The 13,689-nt window shown below is 68.6% G+C and carries 12 protein-coding genes; all 12 read right to left on the reverse strand.

Annotated features, from left to right (window positions below):
* Positions 1–132: 132 nt before the first annotated feature.
* Entirely contained in the window at positions 133–831 is a 699-nt protein-coding gene (locus tag HMPREF2914_RS15130; protein WP_003086661.1) for a pirin family protein, read from the reverse strand.
* A 117-nt stretch (positions 832–948) separates the two neighbouring features.
* Positions 949–1,584, reverse strand: coding sequence for an alpha/beta fold hydrolase (locus HMPREF2914_RS15135; RefSeq protein WP_023092095.1), 636 nt, complete (start codon positions 1,582–1,584; stop codon positions 949–951).
* On the reverse strand, positions 1,581–2,810 hold the full coding sequence (locus HMPREF2914_RS15140; protein ID WP_023092094.1) for an MDR family MFS transporter: 1,230 nt from the start codon (positions 2,808–2,810) through the stop codon (positions 1,581–1,583). The genes HMPREF2914_RS15135 and HMPREF2914_RS15140 overlap by 4 nt, the downstream gene beginning before the upstream one ends.
* Entirely contained in the window at positions 2,807–3,766 is a 960-nt protein-coding gene (locus tag HMPREF2914_RS15145; RefSeq protein ID WP_023088936.1) for a clavaminate synthase family protein, read from the reverse strand. Before HMPREF2914_RS15145 ends, HMPREF2914_RS15140 begins: the two co-directional genes overlap by 4 nt.
* Positions 3,763–5,361, reverse strand: coding sequence for an asparagine synthase-related protein (locus tag HMPREF2914_RS15150; RefSeq protein ID WP_003162630.1), 1,599 nt, complete (start codon positions 5,359–5,361; stop codon positions 3,763–3,765). Before HMPREF2914_RS15150 ends, HMPREF2914_RS15145 begins: the two co-directional genes overlap by 4 nt.
* Positions 5,361–6,839, reverse strand: a complete 1,479-nt coding sequence (locus HMPREF2914_RS15155) for a long-chain fatty acid--CoA ligase (protein WP_023092093.1) — start codon at positions 6,837–6,839, stop codon at positions 5,361–5,363. The genes HMPREF2914_RS15150 and HMPREF2914_RS15155 overlap by 1 nt, the downstream gene beginning before the upstream one ends.
* A 9-nt stretch (positions 6,840–6,848) precedes the next feature.
* Positions 6,849–7,595: a class I SAM-dependent methyltransferase gene (locus HMPREF2914_RS15160; RefSeq protein WP_003112447.1), complete on the reverse strand. Its 747-nt coding sequence runs from the start codon at positions 7,593–7,595 to the stop codon at positions 6,849–6,851.
* Entirely contained in the window at positions 7,592–8,959 is a 1,368-nt protein-coding gene (locus HMPREF2914_RS15165; protein ID WP_003086676.1) for a 2-isopropylmalate synthase, read from the reverse strand. Before HMPREF2914_RS15165 ends, HMPREF2914_RS15160 begins: the two co-directional genes overlap by 4 nt.
* Positions 8,956–9,834 carry a phytanoyl-CoA dioxygenase family protein gene (locus HMPREF2914_RS15170; protein WP_003133670.1) on the reverse strand — a complete coding sequence of 293 codons (879 nt, stop codon included), beginning with the start codon at positions 9,832–9,834 and terminating at the stop codon, positions 8,956–8,958. The genes HMPREF2914_RS15165 and HMPREF2914_RS15170 overlap by 4 nt, the downstream gene beginning before the upstream one ends.
* A complete protein-coding gene (locus HMPREF2914_RS15175; RefSeq protein ID WP_003133668.1) occupies positions 9,831–10,445 on the reverse strand; it encodes an alpha/beta fold hydrolase in 615 nt (204 codons plus the stop codon). The genes HMPREF2914_RS15170 and HMPREF2914_RS15175 overlap by 4 nt, the downstream gene beginning before the upstream one ends.
* Positions 10,439–11,701, reverse strand: a complete 1,263-nt coding sequence (locus tag HMPREF2914_RS15180; RefSeq protein WP_022580205.1) for a hypothetical protein — start codon at positions 11,699–11,701, stop codon at positions 10,439–10,441. The genes HMPREF2914_RS15175 and HMPREF2914_RS15180 overlap by 7 nt, the downstream gene beginning before the upstream one ends.
* Complete coding sequence (locus tag HMPREF2914_RS15185) at positions 11,698–13,518, reverse strand: non-ribosomal peptide synthetase (protein WP_023092092.1); 1,821 nt, start codon at positions 13,516–13,518, stop codon at positions 11,698–11,700. Before HMPREF2914_RS15185 ends, HMPREF2914_RS15180 begins: the two co-directional genes overlap by 4 nt.
* Positions 13,519–13,689: the final 171 nt, after the last annotated feature.

Here is a 13,689-nt window from a genome sequence, read left to right on the forward strand (position 1 = left end):
GAAGCTGGGAAGAACCAAGTCGGCAGGGTCGGAGGCGTTGCGGCGGATAACGTCGCTGCGTCGAGAGAGGCGGCCCTGGGCTGGGGCGAAACGAAAGCAGCCCCTCGCCCGTGGGGGCGAGGGGCTGTCGGGTCAGGCCACTTCCACCAGCAGCACTTCGCTGTCTTCCAGGGCCGTGACCTTCAGGGTCGGTTCGTCGCGTACCGCCAGGCCATCGCGGGCCTCGGCGCGCACGCCGTTGACCTCGATGCTGCCGGTGGCCGGCACCAGGTAGGCGCGGCGACCGTTTTCCAGGGCGTACTCGGCGCTCTGGCCGGCCTTCAGGGTCACCGCGGCGACCTCGGCGTCGGCGCGGATGTGCAGCGCTTCGCTGTCCTGCTCGTCGCCGCTGGCGAGAGTGACGAAACGACCGTCGCGCTCGGCCTTCGGGAACGGTTTGGAGCCCCAGCGCGGTTGGTCGCCGCGGCGGTCCGGGATGATCCAGATCTGGAAGATCCGGGTGGTCTCGGCTTCCAGGTTGTACTCCGAATGGACGATGCCGGTACCGGCGCTCATCACCTGCACGTCGCCGGCCTCGGTGCGGCCCTTGTTGCCCAGGCTGTCCTGGTGGGTGATCGCGCCTTCGCGGACATAGGTGATGATCTCCATGTCGCGGTGCGGGTGCGGCGGGAAGCCGCTGCCGGCGGCGATCTCGTCATCGTTCCAGACCCGCAGGCGGCCCCAGTCCTCGCGCTCCGGGTCATAGTAGTCGGCGAAGGAAAAATGATGACGCGCGTTCAGCCAGCCGTGGTTGGCATGGCCCAGACGGTCGAAGGGACGACGTTCGATCATGATCGGATCTCCATTGGGCCCGTCGCCGATCGTTTGCGCGAGGGTGCGGGCGGTTGATGGGGTCATCATCCGTCAGATCATTGCGATAAAAAAGCGCGTATTTTCGGCTTTATCTATCTAATTATTAGATTCGACCAGGGCGCGAAGGAAGCGCGGGTCCGCCAGTGCGGCGAGGTGCCCGCCCGGGTATTCCCGCACCCGAGCGTCCAGGCGACGGGCGAAGGAACGTTGCAGCGACGGCGGGCTGAGCCGGTCGGCGGCCGCCACCACGTAGGTGACCGGGCAGGCTGGACGAACCTGCCGCGGTGGGTCGACCAGCAATTGCGCGGGTTCGCTGGCGCTGGTCGGCACCTCGGCGCCGAGCAGTTCGAGGAAGCCGGCGCGGTCTTCCAGGCGGACCCGCCCTCCGAGCGGGTCGAGGCGGCATAGCCCGAGGAGATTGTCCTGGCCGCTGTCCTGGTAGCTTTCCAGCGCGCCGCCGCCCTCGCTGACCAGCGCGCTGAACAGGTACAGGTGCGCGGCGCGCTCGCCCAGGCGGGCCGCCAGGCATTGCGCCAGGTAGCCGCCGAAGCTGTGGCCGCAGAGTATCACCCGCTCCTCGCCGGCCAGCGTGGCGGCGGCCTGGTCCAGCCAATGCGCCAGGTCGCATCCGGGTGCGTCGCGCAGATGGTCGCAGCTTCGCCAGCCGGCGCCTTCCACGGACCAGGCGGAGCGGCGCAGGAAAAATCCCGAGACCAGCAGCGCGCCGCTCATCCGCCGGCCCGCTCGGCCTGGCGCAGGCCGACCGCGCCGACCTGCAGCAGCATGATCACCCCGCACAGCGCGGCCAGGCCGAGGTACAGCGCCTGGCTGCCGGCATGGTCGAGCATGATCCCGCCGTACAGCGGCGCCAGCGCGGTGCCGAGGCTGTAGAGATTGGCCGCGCCGAAATAGCTGCCGCGCAGGTCGTCGGGGGTCAGTTGGTCGACCTCCACGCTGAAGGTCGGGAACACGATCAGTTCGCCGAGGCTGAGCACCACCGTGGCCAGCGCCAGGCCGGCGAACAGGGTCACCGGGGTCCAGGCGAAGCCTAGCTGGGCCAGGAGCATGAGCAGCATGCCGAGCATCAGGCGGCCGCCGGTGCCGGTGTTTTCCAGCAGGCGGAGGAGGGGAAACTGGGCGACCACTATGGTCAGCGCGTTGATGGTCACCAGCAGGGCGATGCTGTTGACCACGTCGGGCAGACCGCTGCGGGTGAGGTACTGCACGAGGGTCGAATCGAAGGTGGCGTAGATCAGCGCGGCCAGCATGTTGCACAGCAACAGCAGGGTGAAGGCGCGATGCCGGGCCATGCTCAGGCAGGCTTCGAGGAACCCCGTCGAGGGTCGCGGGGCAAGGCTGCGCCGCTTCAGTTCGAGGTGGTGCAGCAGGCGCCAGAGCAGCAGGCCGTAGCAGAAGTAGACCAGCGCGGTGACCAGGAAGGTGCCGGCCTGGGCGGCGACGCCGAGGGTCAGGCCGATCAGCGGGCCGAGGGCGGCGCCCAGGTTGATCAGGAAGTACCGGCAGTAGAGCGCCAGTTCCCGCGAGCGGCGATCCTCGACGCGGTCGCCGATCAGCGCCTTGCAGCTCGATTCGAGCAGGGCGCAGCCGATGCTCACCCCGGAGATCGCCAGTCCGTAGGACAGCGGCTGGCCGCTGAAGCCCAGCAACACGAAGGAAAGCCCGCTGAGGCTGGTGCCGAAGAAGATCAGGCGCTTGCGCCCGAAACGATCCGACAGCCAGCCGGTGTAGATGCCGCTGAGCGCGCCGCAGACGGTCGCCAGCGCCAGCAGCAGGCCGATGGCGCTGGCGGACAGCCGGAACTCGCGCCACAGCAGCAGTGCCAGGAACGGCCAGACCATGAAGTAGGCGCCGCGGGTCAGCAGCGTACCGACGAGCATCACGTGGATTTCCGTCGGCAGGGCGCGGAAGCGTTGCACGTTGAAGGTGTTGTCGCTCACGGGCGGGGCTCCTGGGCGAGGGGACGGATGCCGCCGCGCAGGCTGCCGGCGGCTACCTGGTGGAACAGCGGCAGGAAGCTTTCCGGCAGTTCGCGGGTGAACTCGCTACTCAGCCAGCAGCGCAGCAGGCAGCGGCGCTGCCGCTCGTCGTCGCTGAACTCGGTGCGCGCGTGCAGGGTGGTGTGGTTGTTCACCAGCACCAGCATGCCCTTGCTGAAGTCCAGTTCGGCATAGCCGTCGGCGCGTTCGATCGCCTCGTCCAGCGCGTCGAGCATGCTTCGCACCTGCGGGGCGAGGCTTAGCCCGTGGCGCGTCACCGATTCGTTGAACTTGCGGATATAGCGCAAGACGAAGGTCCGTGGGGTTTCCGTGAGCAGCGGCACCAGCGCGTAGTCGGCGTCGCCTTCGTCGCGCAGGTCGTGGGGGATCGGTTGGCCGAGCAGGGGCAGCCAGGCCGGATTGGCGGCTTCCAGGGTGGCGAGGACGTCGGCCGAGGAACGGATGCGGAAGGCGCCGCCCCGACGCGCCGGCGACCAGCAGGCGAGCACGGTGAGATCGGCGCGATCGGAGTGGAAGGCCAGTTCCTGACTGGTCAGGTGGCCGCGCTGCGGCGCGTCGCGGGCGTCGCGCAGACCGAGGTCGCGCACTTCCTTGAGGTACTCGCCGTTGCGGTTGATCGCCACGGTGCGTCCCAGCCATTGGCAGAATGCGCGGAACACCCGCTGGAATTCGTCCTCGGCGAGTCCGCGCAGCAGCGCGGAATCGTGCAGCAGCACGCCGCTGCCGTGCTCCAGTTCGTGATGCAGGCGCTGGCGCAGGAGAGCCTCCGCGCTATCCGCGGGACGCCGCTCCAGCAGGCGCGCGAACAGCGTTTCCAGGCCGGCGGCGAAAGCGGCCGAAGCGCAGAACACCGCGTTGCCCCGCCAGGGCGCGGGGCGACGATGGATGGTTGTCATAGCGAGGCTCCGTATTCCTGCTGCCAGAGCGACAGGGTGGTGAGGGTGAACAACTGGTCGCCGGGCAGCGCCGCGACGCTCGGTGCGTCCAGGCCTTCCAGGCCGAGGTCGTGGAGCGCCGGCAGACGTTCGGCGAGGTGCCGGCGCATTTCCCCGAGGGCCTGCGGCCAACGTTCGAACGGCAGGCGGAAATGCCGTTTCGGCTGTGCCTGCCAGCGTTTCTCGCGCTGCTCCAGGAGCGCCACCAGCGGAGCCTTGGCGGTGTCGCCGACGATCCGCTGGAGGTGCCCGGCGCGCTGCGCCAGGGCGCCATGCAGGTAGGGGGTGCGCGCTTCGATGGTGCGCGACATCAGCAGATGGTCGGCGCGGCGCAGCAGCGGCTCCAGCGAGTAGTGCAGGTCGAACTGGCCGATCGCCGCCTCGAGGCCCTGGCCGAGGGCCTCGTGGGCGAGTTCCTCGATCCGCTCGGCGACCCGTCGGCCCGCCGGTTCCGCCAGCAGCGCGGCCTTGCGCCGGTACTCGCCGAACCAGGCGGCGGCGAAGCGCCGCGGTTCCGGTGCGTCGCGCCGGCGCCAGAGTTCGAGATGGCGCGGGTAGCCCCAGAACAGTTCGTCGGCGCCTTCGCCGAGAAGCACGCAGTGATAGCCCTGCTCGCCGATACCGTCGGCCAGGCGCTGGTACATCAGCAGGCTGGACATCCGTGTCGCCCCGCCGAAGTTGCCGACCGCGCGACGCAGCAGCGGCATGAAGGCTTCCTGGCGCAGCTCGAAGCGTTGCAGCCGAGGGTGTGGCAGCAGGCTTTCCTCGTCGCCTTCCAGGCACAGGTGGAAGCGTTGCAACTGCGGGTCCAGGTAGCTGCCGAGCAGGTTGGAATCGACCCCGCCGCTGACCAGCAGGGCGCAGGGGCGGAAGGTCTGGCGGCAGCGTTCGAGGGTTTCGCCGAGCTGCTCGTCGAGGCTGTCCGCCTCGCTGGCCGGGGCGGTGGCCAGCCGCTGGCGCTGGCAGAGGCGCGGACGCTCCTGGGAGAGATCGAAGCGCAACACCTCGCCGGGCAGCAGCAGACGGACCTGCTGGAACAGGGTCTGGCCTTCCAGCGGCACGCCGGCGGCGACCACCTGGGCGATCGCCTCGGCGTCGGCGCGGGCGCCGCCGAGCAGGTGCAGCAACGCCCGCGGCTCGGAGGCGAAGGCCAGCAGGCCGCGCTCGGGCTGGTAGCTGTAGTACAGCGGCTTGATGCCGAACTCGTCGCGCAGCAGGGTCAATTGCCGGGTCTGCGGGTCCCAGCTGGCGAGGGCGTACATGCCGTCCGGCAGTACCCCGCGCTGCAAGCCGTCGAGCAGCAGGCGGATCTCGCCATGGATTTCGCAGCCGGCCTGGTAGACCTCGCCGTTGTAGGCGACCCGCCGCTGACCCTCCTGCGGCGGCAGCGGCACCGCCGCGGCGCCGGACATCGGCAGGCGGGTCATACCGATGGCGCCGTTTGGCAGGGCCGCGATGCCCTCGCCGAACGGACCCCGATGGGCCAGCAGGCGTAGCGCTCCGGCGAAGCGCGAGACACTGAAACCGGTGCCGACGTAACCGAGGATGCCGCACATCACGAGGCTTCCCGTTGCAGCAGCGTGGCGAGCGCACGGCGATCGTGCTTGCCGGCGCCATTCAGCGGTAGGGCCTGGTGCGACAGCACCACGCGCTGCGGCGCGCGGAGGGTGCCGAGCTGCTGCTGGAGCCAGGGCAGGAAGGCGAACTCGACCTGCGGCGCGGTGTGGATCACGGCGACATAGTCTTCGCCATAGAGCGGGCAGTCGACCTTCAGGCAGCAGACGTCGATCACCTCGTCCAGGCGGTTGAGCGCCCGTTCGCATTCATTCAGGTGGAACAGATTGCCGCCCTTGTTGATGGTGCCGTCGCAACGGCCGAGGACGTGCACGCAGCGGTCCTCGTCGAAGTAGGCGAGGTCCTGGGTGTTCAGCCAGCCGTCCTCGAGCACCTGGGCGGTCAGGTCGGGGCGGTTGACGTAGCCGGAGAACAGGCTCGGCGTGCGCACCCACAGGCGCCCGCGTTCGCCGCTGCCCTCCAGCGGGCGGCCGTCGGGGTCGGTCAGCTTGAGTTCCAGGCCGACGGCCGGTCCCACCGAGTTGTCGAACGCGTCGCCGCGACGCTTGCCGAAGAGGAAGGCGAAGCCGCACTCGCTGAGGCCGTAGATGTTCGCCAGCGCCGCGTAGTCGCGCTGGAAGGCCGCCTGCAGGTCGGCGTCCAGGCGCGCCGAGCCGGCGACGCAGAGCAGGCGCTGCAACGGCAAGCGGCGCGGCGGCGGGGAGCCTTCCTTGACCATGTGGTTGACCACCGGCGGCACCAGGTAGAGGAAACTGATGCCGAAGCGTTCCACGTATTCCCAGAAGCCTTCGCTGTCGGCCCAGCAGTGCAGCGGCAGGAGCACCGCGCTGCCGCCGTACAGCAGCGGGAAGAGGAAATTGATGCCGAGGATGCCCAGGCCGCTGATCCGGTAGAAGCAACCGGAGCGTGTGTGCTCGCCGATGCCCAGGCAGTCGCGGCCGATGCGGTAGGCATGGAGCATGGCCTGCTGGCTGAGTTCGATGCCTTTCGGCTGGCCGGTGGTGCCCGAGGTGAACAGGATCATGTGGCTGTGCGCGGCGCGGTCGAGCCGGCGCGTCGCGCGGCGCTCGAAGTCCAGCGCCAGGCGCAGCCCGGCCAGCGCGCCCTCGAGCGGATGTTCGCTGGCCAGCGCGTCCAGGCGCATCTCGTCGACGATGGCCTGCTTCGCGGCCTCCCCCCACTCGGGATCGATCAGCACCAGATGCTTGCCCGCGCGCATGACCGCATAGATCAGGCAGAGGTTGCGGTAGCTGTTGTCCAGCAGCACGCCGACACTGCGGCAGGCATGCGCGGCGATCTGCTCGGCGAGGGCGTCGACCTGGCGGTCGGCGTCGCCCCAGGTGTATTCCAGCGGTCGCTCCGGCTCGCGGGCGTCGATCAGGAACGGCCGCCGCGGGTCGGCGCTGCCGAGATGGCGGAGGGTGCTGTCGAGCGATACGGGTACGGGGAGGCTGCTCATGCCGGCTCCTCAGCGATTCAGCGCGGTGAAGGCGTGGATGTCGAAGTTCACCGCCACCTGCGGCGCGCTCTCGATCTCGCGCACCGCGGCGATGAAGCGGTCGGCGTAGTCTTCGCCGCCTTCCTGCTCGATGTAGCGGGTCACGTAGCTGGTGGAGAGGAAGAACAGCGCGACCTCCTCCGGGCTGAGGAAGATGATGTTGGCGAACACTTCGCGGCGGCAGTCGCGCAGGTGCGGGCAACTGCCCATGATCTCCAGGGTGTCGTCATAGCGGGTCAGGCGCGGGTCGCGGTGTTTGGCCCACTTGTTCACCAGTTCGTGCTCGATGAAGTCGCGCAGCGGCCCGTAGGCGATCGGGAAGTCGTACTTGTAGGCGCAGAACAGCCCGCCGGGGGTCAGCCAGTCGGCCATGCGCGTCAGCACCTGCTTGCGGTCCATCCAGTAGAAGGAGGTGGCGCTGGTGACCAGGTCGAAGCGGCGTTGCGGCGCGAAGGTTTCCGCCGGCGACACGCTGAAGCGGATCTCCGGGTAGTTCTCGCGGGCCTTGGCGATCAGCGCCTCGCCCAGGTCGCTGCCTTCCACGTAGCGGAACCAGGGTTGCAGGCGGACGGTCGAGACGCCGTTGCCGCAGCCGATGTCCAGCGCCGCTTCGCGTGCCGGGGCGCGTTCGGCGAGGTTGCGGTAGAGCGAATCCGGATAGGCGATCTTGCCGCGGACCACGTTGTAGGCGTCTGCGTGCTTGTCGAACTGCTTCATTGGGTAATCTCCAGTAGGCTCTCGTGGTAATCGCCCTTGTGGACGAAATTGATGTAGGTGCCGCTGCCGCCGAGGTAGCGGTAGCTGTGCTCGACGCCGGCGGGGATGAACACGCTGGCCGGGCTCTGCAAACGGCGCAGCTGGCCGCCTAGCAGGACTTCCACCTCCAGGCCGCGGTAGTCCTCGTCGCTGCCGAGGAACAGGAACACCGAGTCGCAGTTGTGCACGTGGCTGTCGACGTGGCCCGGCCCGCCGTCGCCGACGTCGTGGAACTGGCGGGCGATGAAGTAGAACGGCGAGCCGTCGAGCAGGCGCCGGTCGAGCATGACGAAGCGCTTGCCGGGGCCGTGGCGGTGGTACTTCAGTTCGCTGGCGGACTTCTCGAAAGGCGTGAGGAACAGGGATTGGCGGTGCATCGGCGTGTAGCGTTGCAGCGAGACGCGGCCGTTGATCAGTTCCGGATCGAAGGCGCTGTAGGCGTCCTGGTTTTCCTGCATGGCCAACTGGTGCAGGCGGGCGACATGGACGAAGGCGTTCTCGCCGACCACCGGGTGCATCGGCGAACGCTTGATCCGGCTGTGCGCCTCGACCAGCTCGGAGACCGCGAGGACGTTCTTCAGGTTGAAGCGGTCGGCGGCGAACTTGGTGTGCAGCAGGGTCAGCAACTGGAAGGTATCGGTGATCCCGGCGCGTTCGCCGATCCCGTTGCAGCTCGCCGAGTGCCACTGGACCCCGGCCTGGATCGCCGCCAGGGTGTTGCCCAGGGCCAGGCCGCGGTCGTTGTGCACGTGGTACTCGAAGACCACGTCGGGGAACTCGTGGCGCAGCAGCGAGAGCACGTCGAAGGTCTCGTCCGGCAGCAGGATGCCCACGCTGTCGGCGAAGCAGATGCGATCGGCGCCGGCGTCGCGCGCGGTGGCGATCATGCTGACCAGGTCGCTGACCGAGGTGCGCGCGGCGTCTTCCACCGTGGCCCGGACCCGCAGGCCGCGTTCGCGGGCGTAGCGGATCGCGTCGTGGAACAGTTCGAGCACCTCCTCGCGGTTCATGCCCTTGAACTTGGTTTCCAGCGAAATCGCGTTGATCGAGGCGAACAGCCCGACCCACTGCGCACCGGTTTCCAGCACCGCGTCGATATCCTCCCGGCGCGCCCGGGCGTGGGCCAGCACCGGCGTGGAAACCGCCGCCACCACGGCGCGTACCCGCTCGCGTTCGTCCGCGGAAATCCGCGGGTGGCCGCACTCGATCATATCCACCCCCAGCGCCGCGATTTCCCTCGCCAGCTGGACCGACTGCGCGCTGTCGAAGCTGCACTGGCGGGCCTGGCACCCCTCGCGCAGGGTGCAGTCGATGACCCGGATCATCGTCTCGCTCCCGCGTCCGAGGCCGACAGCGTCGCCAGCCGCGGCTCCCTGATGAAGTCGTGGATCTTCGGCGCATGGCCGAACTGGCGGGAGAAACGGGCGAGGAAGGTGACCATCTTCAGCGAGTAGTCGCACAGCTGCGGAAGATAGTGGTCGAGGTTGTCCTCGGTGATTGCCTCGTCCGGGAACACGCTTTTCAGGTTGGAAGCGATCCAGGTTTTCATGCTGTCCTCTCGATTCAGTTGGTGGAATTCGTCGTCGTCGACGAAGACGATCGGCATGCCGATGCGCAGCTCGCCGCTGCGGTTGTTGTGGCTGCCATGTGCGGTGCGGGCGGGCCAGACCAGGACGTCGCCGGCGTCCAGCTCGGCATCCACCAGTTGCTCGCGGGAAATGCCGTTGGCCTGGAGGTCGATGCACTTGAACATCGGGTAGGCGAGGTCGAACTCGTGGGGGAAGATGGTGCGGTCGTCGGGGTAATAGAACATCCCGCCGTTGTCGTTCCGCGATGGGGTCAGGGCGACCCAGAAGGTCTGCGCGCTTTCGTAGCGCTTCTCCCACAGCGCGATGTCCTGGTGCAGCGGGATGTAGGACTCGTCGGCATGGCGCTTGATGAACGCCGCGTGGCGCAGCAGGCGCGGCTTGCGCAGATGGTCGCGGACCAGCGCGTCGAGCCCGGAACGGGCGAACCAGTCGTCCCAGAAGAGCGGATCGTGGCGGTGCAGGTTGCGCACTTTCTTCGCCTCGCGGCGCTCGTCGTCGGCGATGTCGAATTCCGGTTCCAGCGCCGGGTCCGGCCGCTGCGCCGCGGCGAGGATCCAGTCCAGCGCCTGTTGGCGCAATTGCGGGGATACCACCTGCCGATAGTGTTTCATTGGACGGACTCCTTGCTGACGGTGTGGACGATGAAATCGATCACCGCCGGGTCCTGCAGGGCCAGGTGGTGCGGACGCTCGCAGGGGAAGGTGTCGAGCTGCTCGATCAGGTCGCACCAGCGTTCGGCGGCCGGGTCGCGGCCGGCGTCGTCCCGGCAGCGCACCCAGCTGGCGCGGGCGAGGCGATGGCGGGGCTGCCAGCGGCCGAACAGCTCGACATTGCGCAGCAGGACCTCTTCGCGCAGTTCGCCAAGCTCGCTCATCAGGGCGATCCATTCGCGCATCTCGGCGCTCAGCCAGCGCTGGTATTGCTCGCTCGGCGGCATTCGCCGCAGGGCCGGCCAGGGCAGGTGGCTGTCGATCATCAGCAGGCGGCTGGCCGGCAACTGGCGGGCCATCTCGTAGCCGACCAGGCCGCCGAAGGAATAGCCGATCAGCCAGTCCGGTTCTTCCGCCAGGCCGTCGAGTACCTGGCTGGCGAGGGCTTCGATGCTGGCGTAGGCATCCAGCCGGTGGTAGTCGACCGGCCGGCAGTCCGTTGCGCCGAGGCGTGCCAGCAGCCCGCGGAAGCAGCTCGGGTGGCCGATGAAGTCAGGCAGCAGGATCAGCATGGGCGCAGCGCCTCGGCCATGGCCGCCGCCAGCGCCAGGGTCCGTTCGCGGCCGAAGCGGCTGGCCAGGCTGGCGTCCCAGCCGCCGTCGTCGCGCCGGACCAGGGTCAGGGTCAGCGGCAGGCGGCTCTTCAGCGTCGGCCGGTGGATGAACCCGGCGCTGCGGAACGGCTGGTCGATGACATTGATCATCACCTGGGCGTCGGCATAGCGCAGTCCGGCCCGTTCGGCGATGGCCTCTGCCGGCAGCAGGCTGTGCTCGAAGGCCTCGAGCCTGTGTCGTTCGAAGGTGTCCTCGGCGGTCGCGGCGTCCAGCAGCAGCGGCACCAGGTTCAGCCAGCAACCGGAAACCGCCGTGCCTCGGCGACTGCGCAGGCTGACCGGGGTCAGCGCCAGGACCTTGCCGGTGGCGCCCTGGCTGGCCAGGGCGAGAGCCAGGGCGCAGGCGAGCCGGGTCAGCAGGGCGGCTTCGCCGTCTCCTGGCGTGGCGGCCAAGCGGAAATCCTCGCAATGGCTGGCGCGCTCCGCCCATGGCAGGCTCGCCAGTTCACGGAACGCCTCGCCGCGCTCGCTCCAGTAGTCTTCCAGCCTGGTCCTGCGCTCCCGCAGCTGGCGCTCCAGGCGCCATTGCTGCTGGAGGAAGCCGAACTCGGGGGCCGCCGCTTCGGTCGTGGGGTCGGCGTTGAGCACGGCCAGGCGGGCCAGCAGCACGCTGGCGAAGTCGGCGTCGGCGACCAGGTGATGCAGCCAGACGCCCCAGCGCGCACGTCCTCCGCAGCGCCCGTGGAACAACCGCAGCAGGCCGCGCTCGAACAGGGAATGCGGGCGTTGCAGCAGCGCTGCGATGAGCGCGTCTTCGTCGGCGAAGGGGCCGACTTCCAGCGCCGGGCTCTCCTCGGGCTGCCCGTGGACGACCAGTTCGAAACCTTCCGCGCCGCTGTCCACCTGGCTGTCGAGCAACGGGAACTCTTCGCGCAGGCGCCGACCCAGGCGCGTCAGGTCGGATGCCGGCACCTCGGCCGGAGCCAGGTAGCAGAGGCCGAAGCGGGTCAGGTCGGCGCCGAGCAGCTCGCTGAAGACCATCCCGCAGGACCAGGGCGACAGGTCGACGCGCAAGGACTGCGCGGCCTCATCCGGCATCGGTTGGTGCCGCAGGCGGTCGCGCTCGGAGGGGGACAGGCGGTGCCAATCGCCGACCACCACCAGGTGCTCGCGGAACCAGTGGTAGCGCACCTCCGCGGAGAGACCGACGTTCATGCCGCGCTCCTCGACAGCACCAGCGGCTGCTCCGGCGTCGCCGCCCGTTCCAGCAGACGCTCCGGCGCCAGGCCGTGGCTGCGCAGGAGACGGCTGAACTGGTCGAGGCGCGAGTTTGCCTGCAAGTCGGCGAGTCCCAGGTTTGCTCCCGCACCCGCCGATTGACAGAGGGCGACCAGTTGCAGGGCGAGCAACGAGTTGCCGCCGCAGAGGAAGAAATCCTGGTCGGCGGCGCCGACCTCGCAACCCAGCAATTCGCTCCACAGCTGCGCGCAGCCGCGTTGGTCGGGATCGAGCGCGCTGGCGCAGCGCTCCAGCGGTTCTTCCAGGCGGCGCAGCAGGGCGGCGCGGTCCAGCTTGCCGTGCGCCGTCAAGGGCAAGGCCTCGACCCGGACGCAGGCATGCGGGCGCTGCCAGGTGGGCAGTTGGCGGAGCAGGGCCTGCGGGCTGGCGTCGGCTTTTCCCGTCCAGGCGCAGAGCAGTTGCTTGACGCCGTTGCGCTCGCGGACCAGCAGGGCGCAGTCGAGGATGCCCGGCTGGCGGCGCAAGCGCTGTTCCAGGGCGGGGAGGTCGAGGCGATAGCCGTTCAGCTTGACCTGACCATCGCCGCGGCCGATGAAGCGCAGCCGACCCTGCTCGTCGTAGCGAGCGCGGTCGCCGGTACGGTAGGCACGCAGCAGGCGGCCGCGATAGGGCAACTCGACGAAGCTGGCGCGGGTGCGCGTCGCATCGTTCCGATAACCCCGCGCCAGGCCGGCGCCGAAGGCGACGATCTCCCCGGCCCGGTCGGGCTCGGCGATCTCCTGTCCGTGCTCGTCGAGCAGGAGCACCGCGGTGCCGGCGATGGCCTTGCCGATGGGGATGTCGTCTTCCTCGAGGTCGTCGTTGGTGACGACATGGCAGCAGGTGAAGGTGGTGTTCTCCGTCGGTCCGTAGCCATTCACCAGGTGCAGTCGCGGATGCCGCAGCAGCGCCCGGCGCACGTGCGGCACCGAGAGGATGTCGCCGCCGGTGAGCAACTGGCGAAGGCCGCCGAGGCAGTCCGGGTCGAGGTCCACCAGGGTGTTGAACAGCGAGGCGGTGAGCCAGGCGCTGTCGGCTCCGCGCTCGTCGATCAGCCGGCGCAGCACGCCCGGGTCGAGGGGGCCGAGGTCGTTCAGCACGCAGCAGCCGCCGTTGAGCAGCGCGCCCCAGATCTCCAGGGTCGCCGCATCGAAGGACAGCGGCGAGTTGACCAGGAAGCGCATCTGCGGAGCGAACGCGAGGAACGACTGGCCCAGGCACAGACGGGTAATGCCGGCGTGGGTGCAGGCGATGGCTTTCGGGCGGCCGGTGGTGCCCGAGGAGAAGTTGATGTAGGCGATCTGGTCCGCCGCGAAGCATGGCCGGGCGACCGAGGCTGGAGCGGCAGGCAGGTGCCTGACCGGGACGCAGGGAAGACCGTTGGCGGGCGTCGGCGTGGTCGAGCAGTCGAGGATCAGGCGGCAGTCGACCTGCCGGCACAACTCTGCATTCCAGGCCGCCGGTTGTTTCAGGTCTATATATAAGTAGTGATGGCCGGATAATAGTATGGCGAGCAGGCAGACAATGCTTTCCCGAGAATATTCGCCGTACACTCCAAGACAAACTCCCGGCTGCGGATAATGCTCGAGAAGATAGTCTGAAAGTTGTTCGGCGCTATGCAGGAGTTGCCGATAGTCGACACTTCCGAAACGGTCCCTGATGGCTTCGCGATGGGGATGAAGCGCTGCCATTTCGCTGAAGCGGGCCACCACCGTTGGGTGCGCGTACAGGTCGAGCAGGGAGTTCTGGGACATTCTGGCAATCGCCTTTTTTTTGAAAAAATGAGTCCATCTGCCGGCTTCTTCGGCTAAATGAAGGGTTTTTGGTTTTTCGTGAGGACAGCGGCCGAGTCTTCCCGGGAACTGCCAGTCGTCCGCCGCCCACCGGCTCGCTCACGCGAGCGGCAAGCGTCGAGGCGCCTTGCC

Source organism: Pseudomonas sp. HMSC067G02 (assembly GCF_001813485.1).
Classification (GTDB): domain Bacteria; phylum Pseudomonadota; class Gammaproteobacteria; order Pseudomonadales; family Pseudomonadaceae; genus Pseudomonas; species Pseudomonas aeruginosa.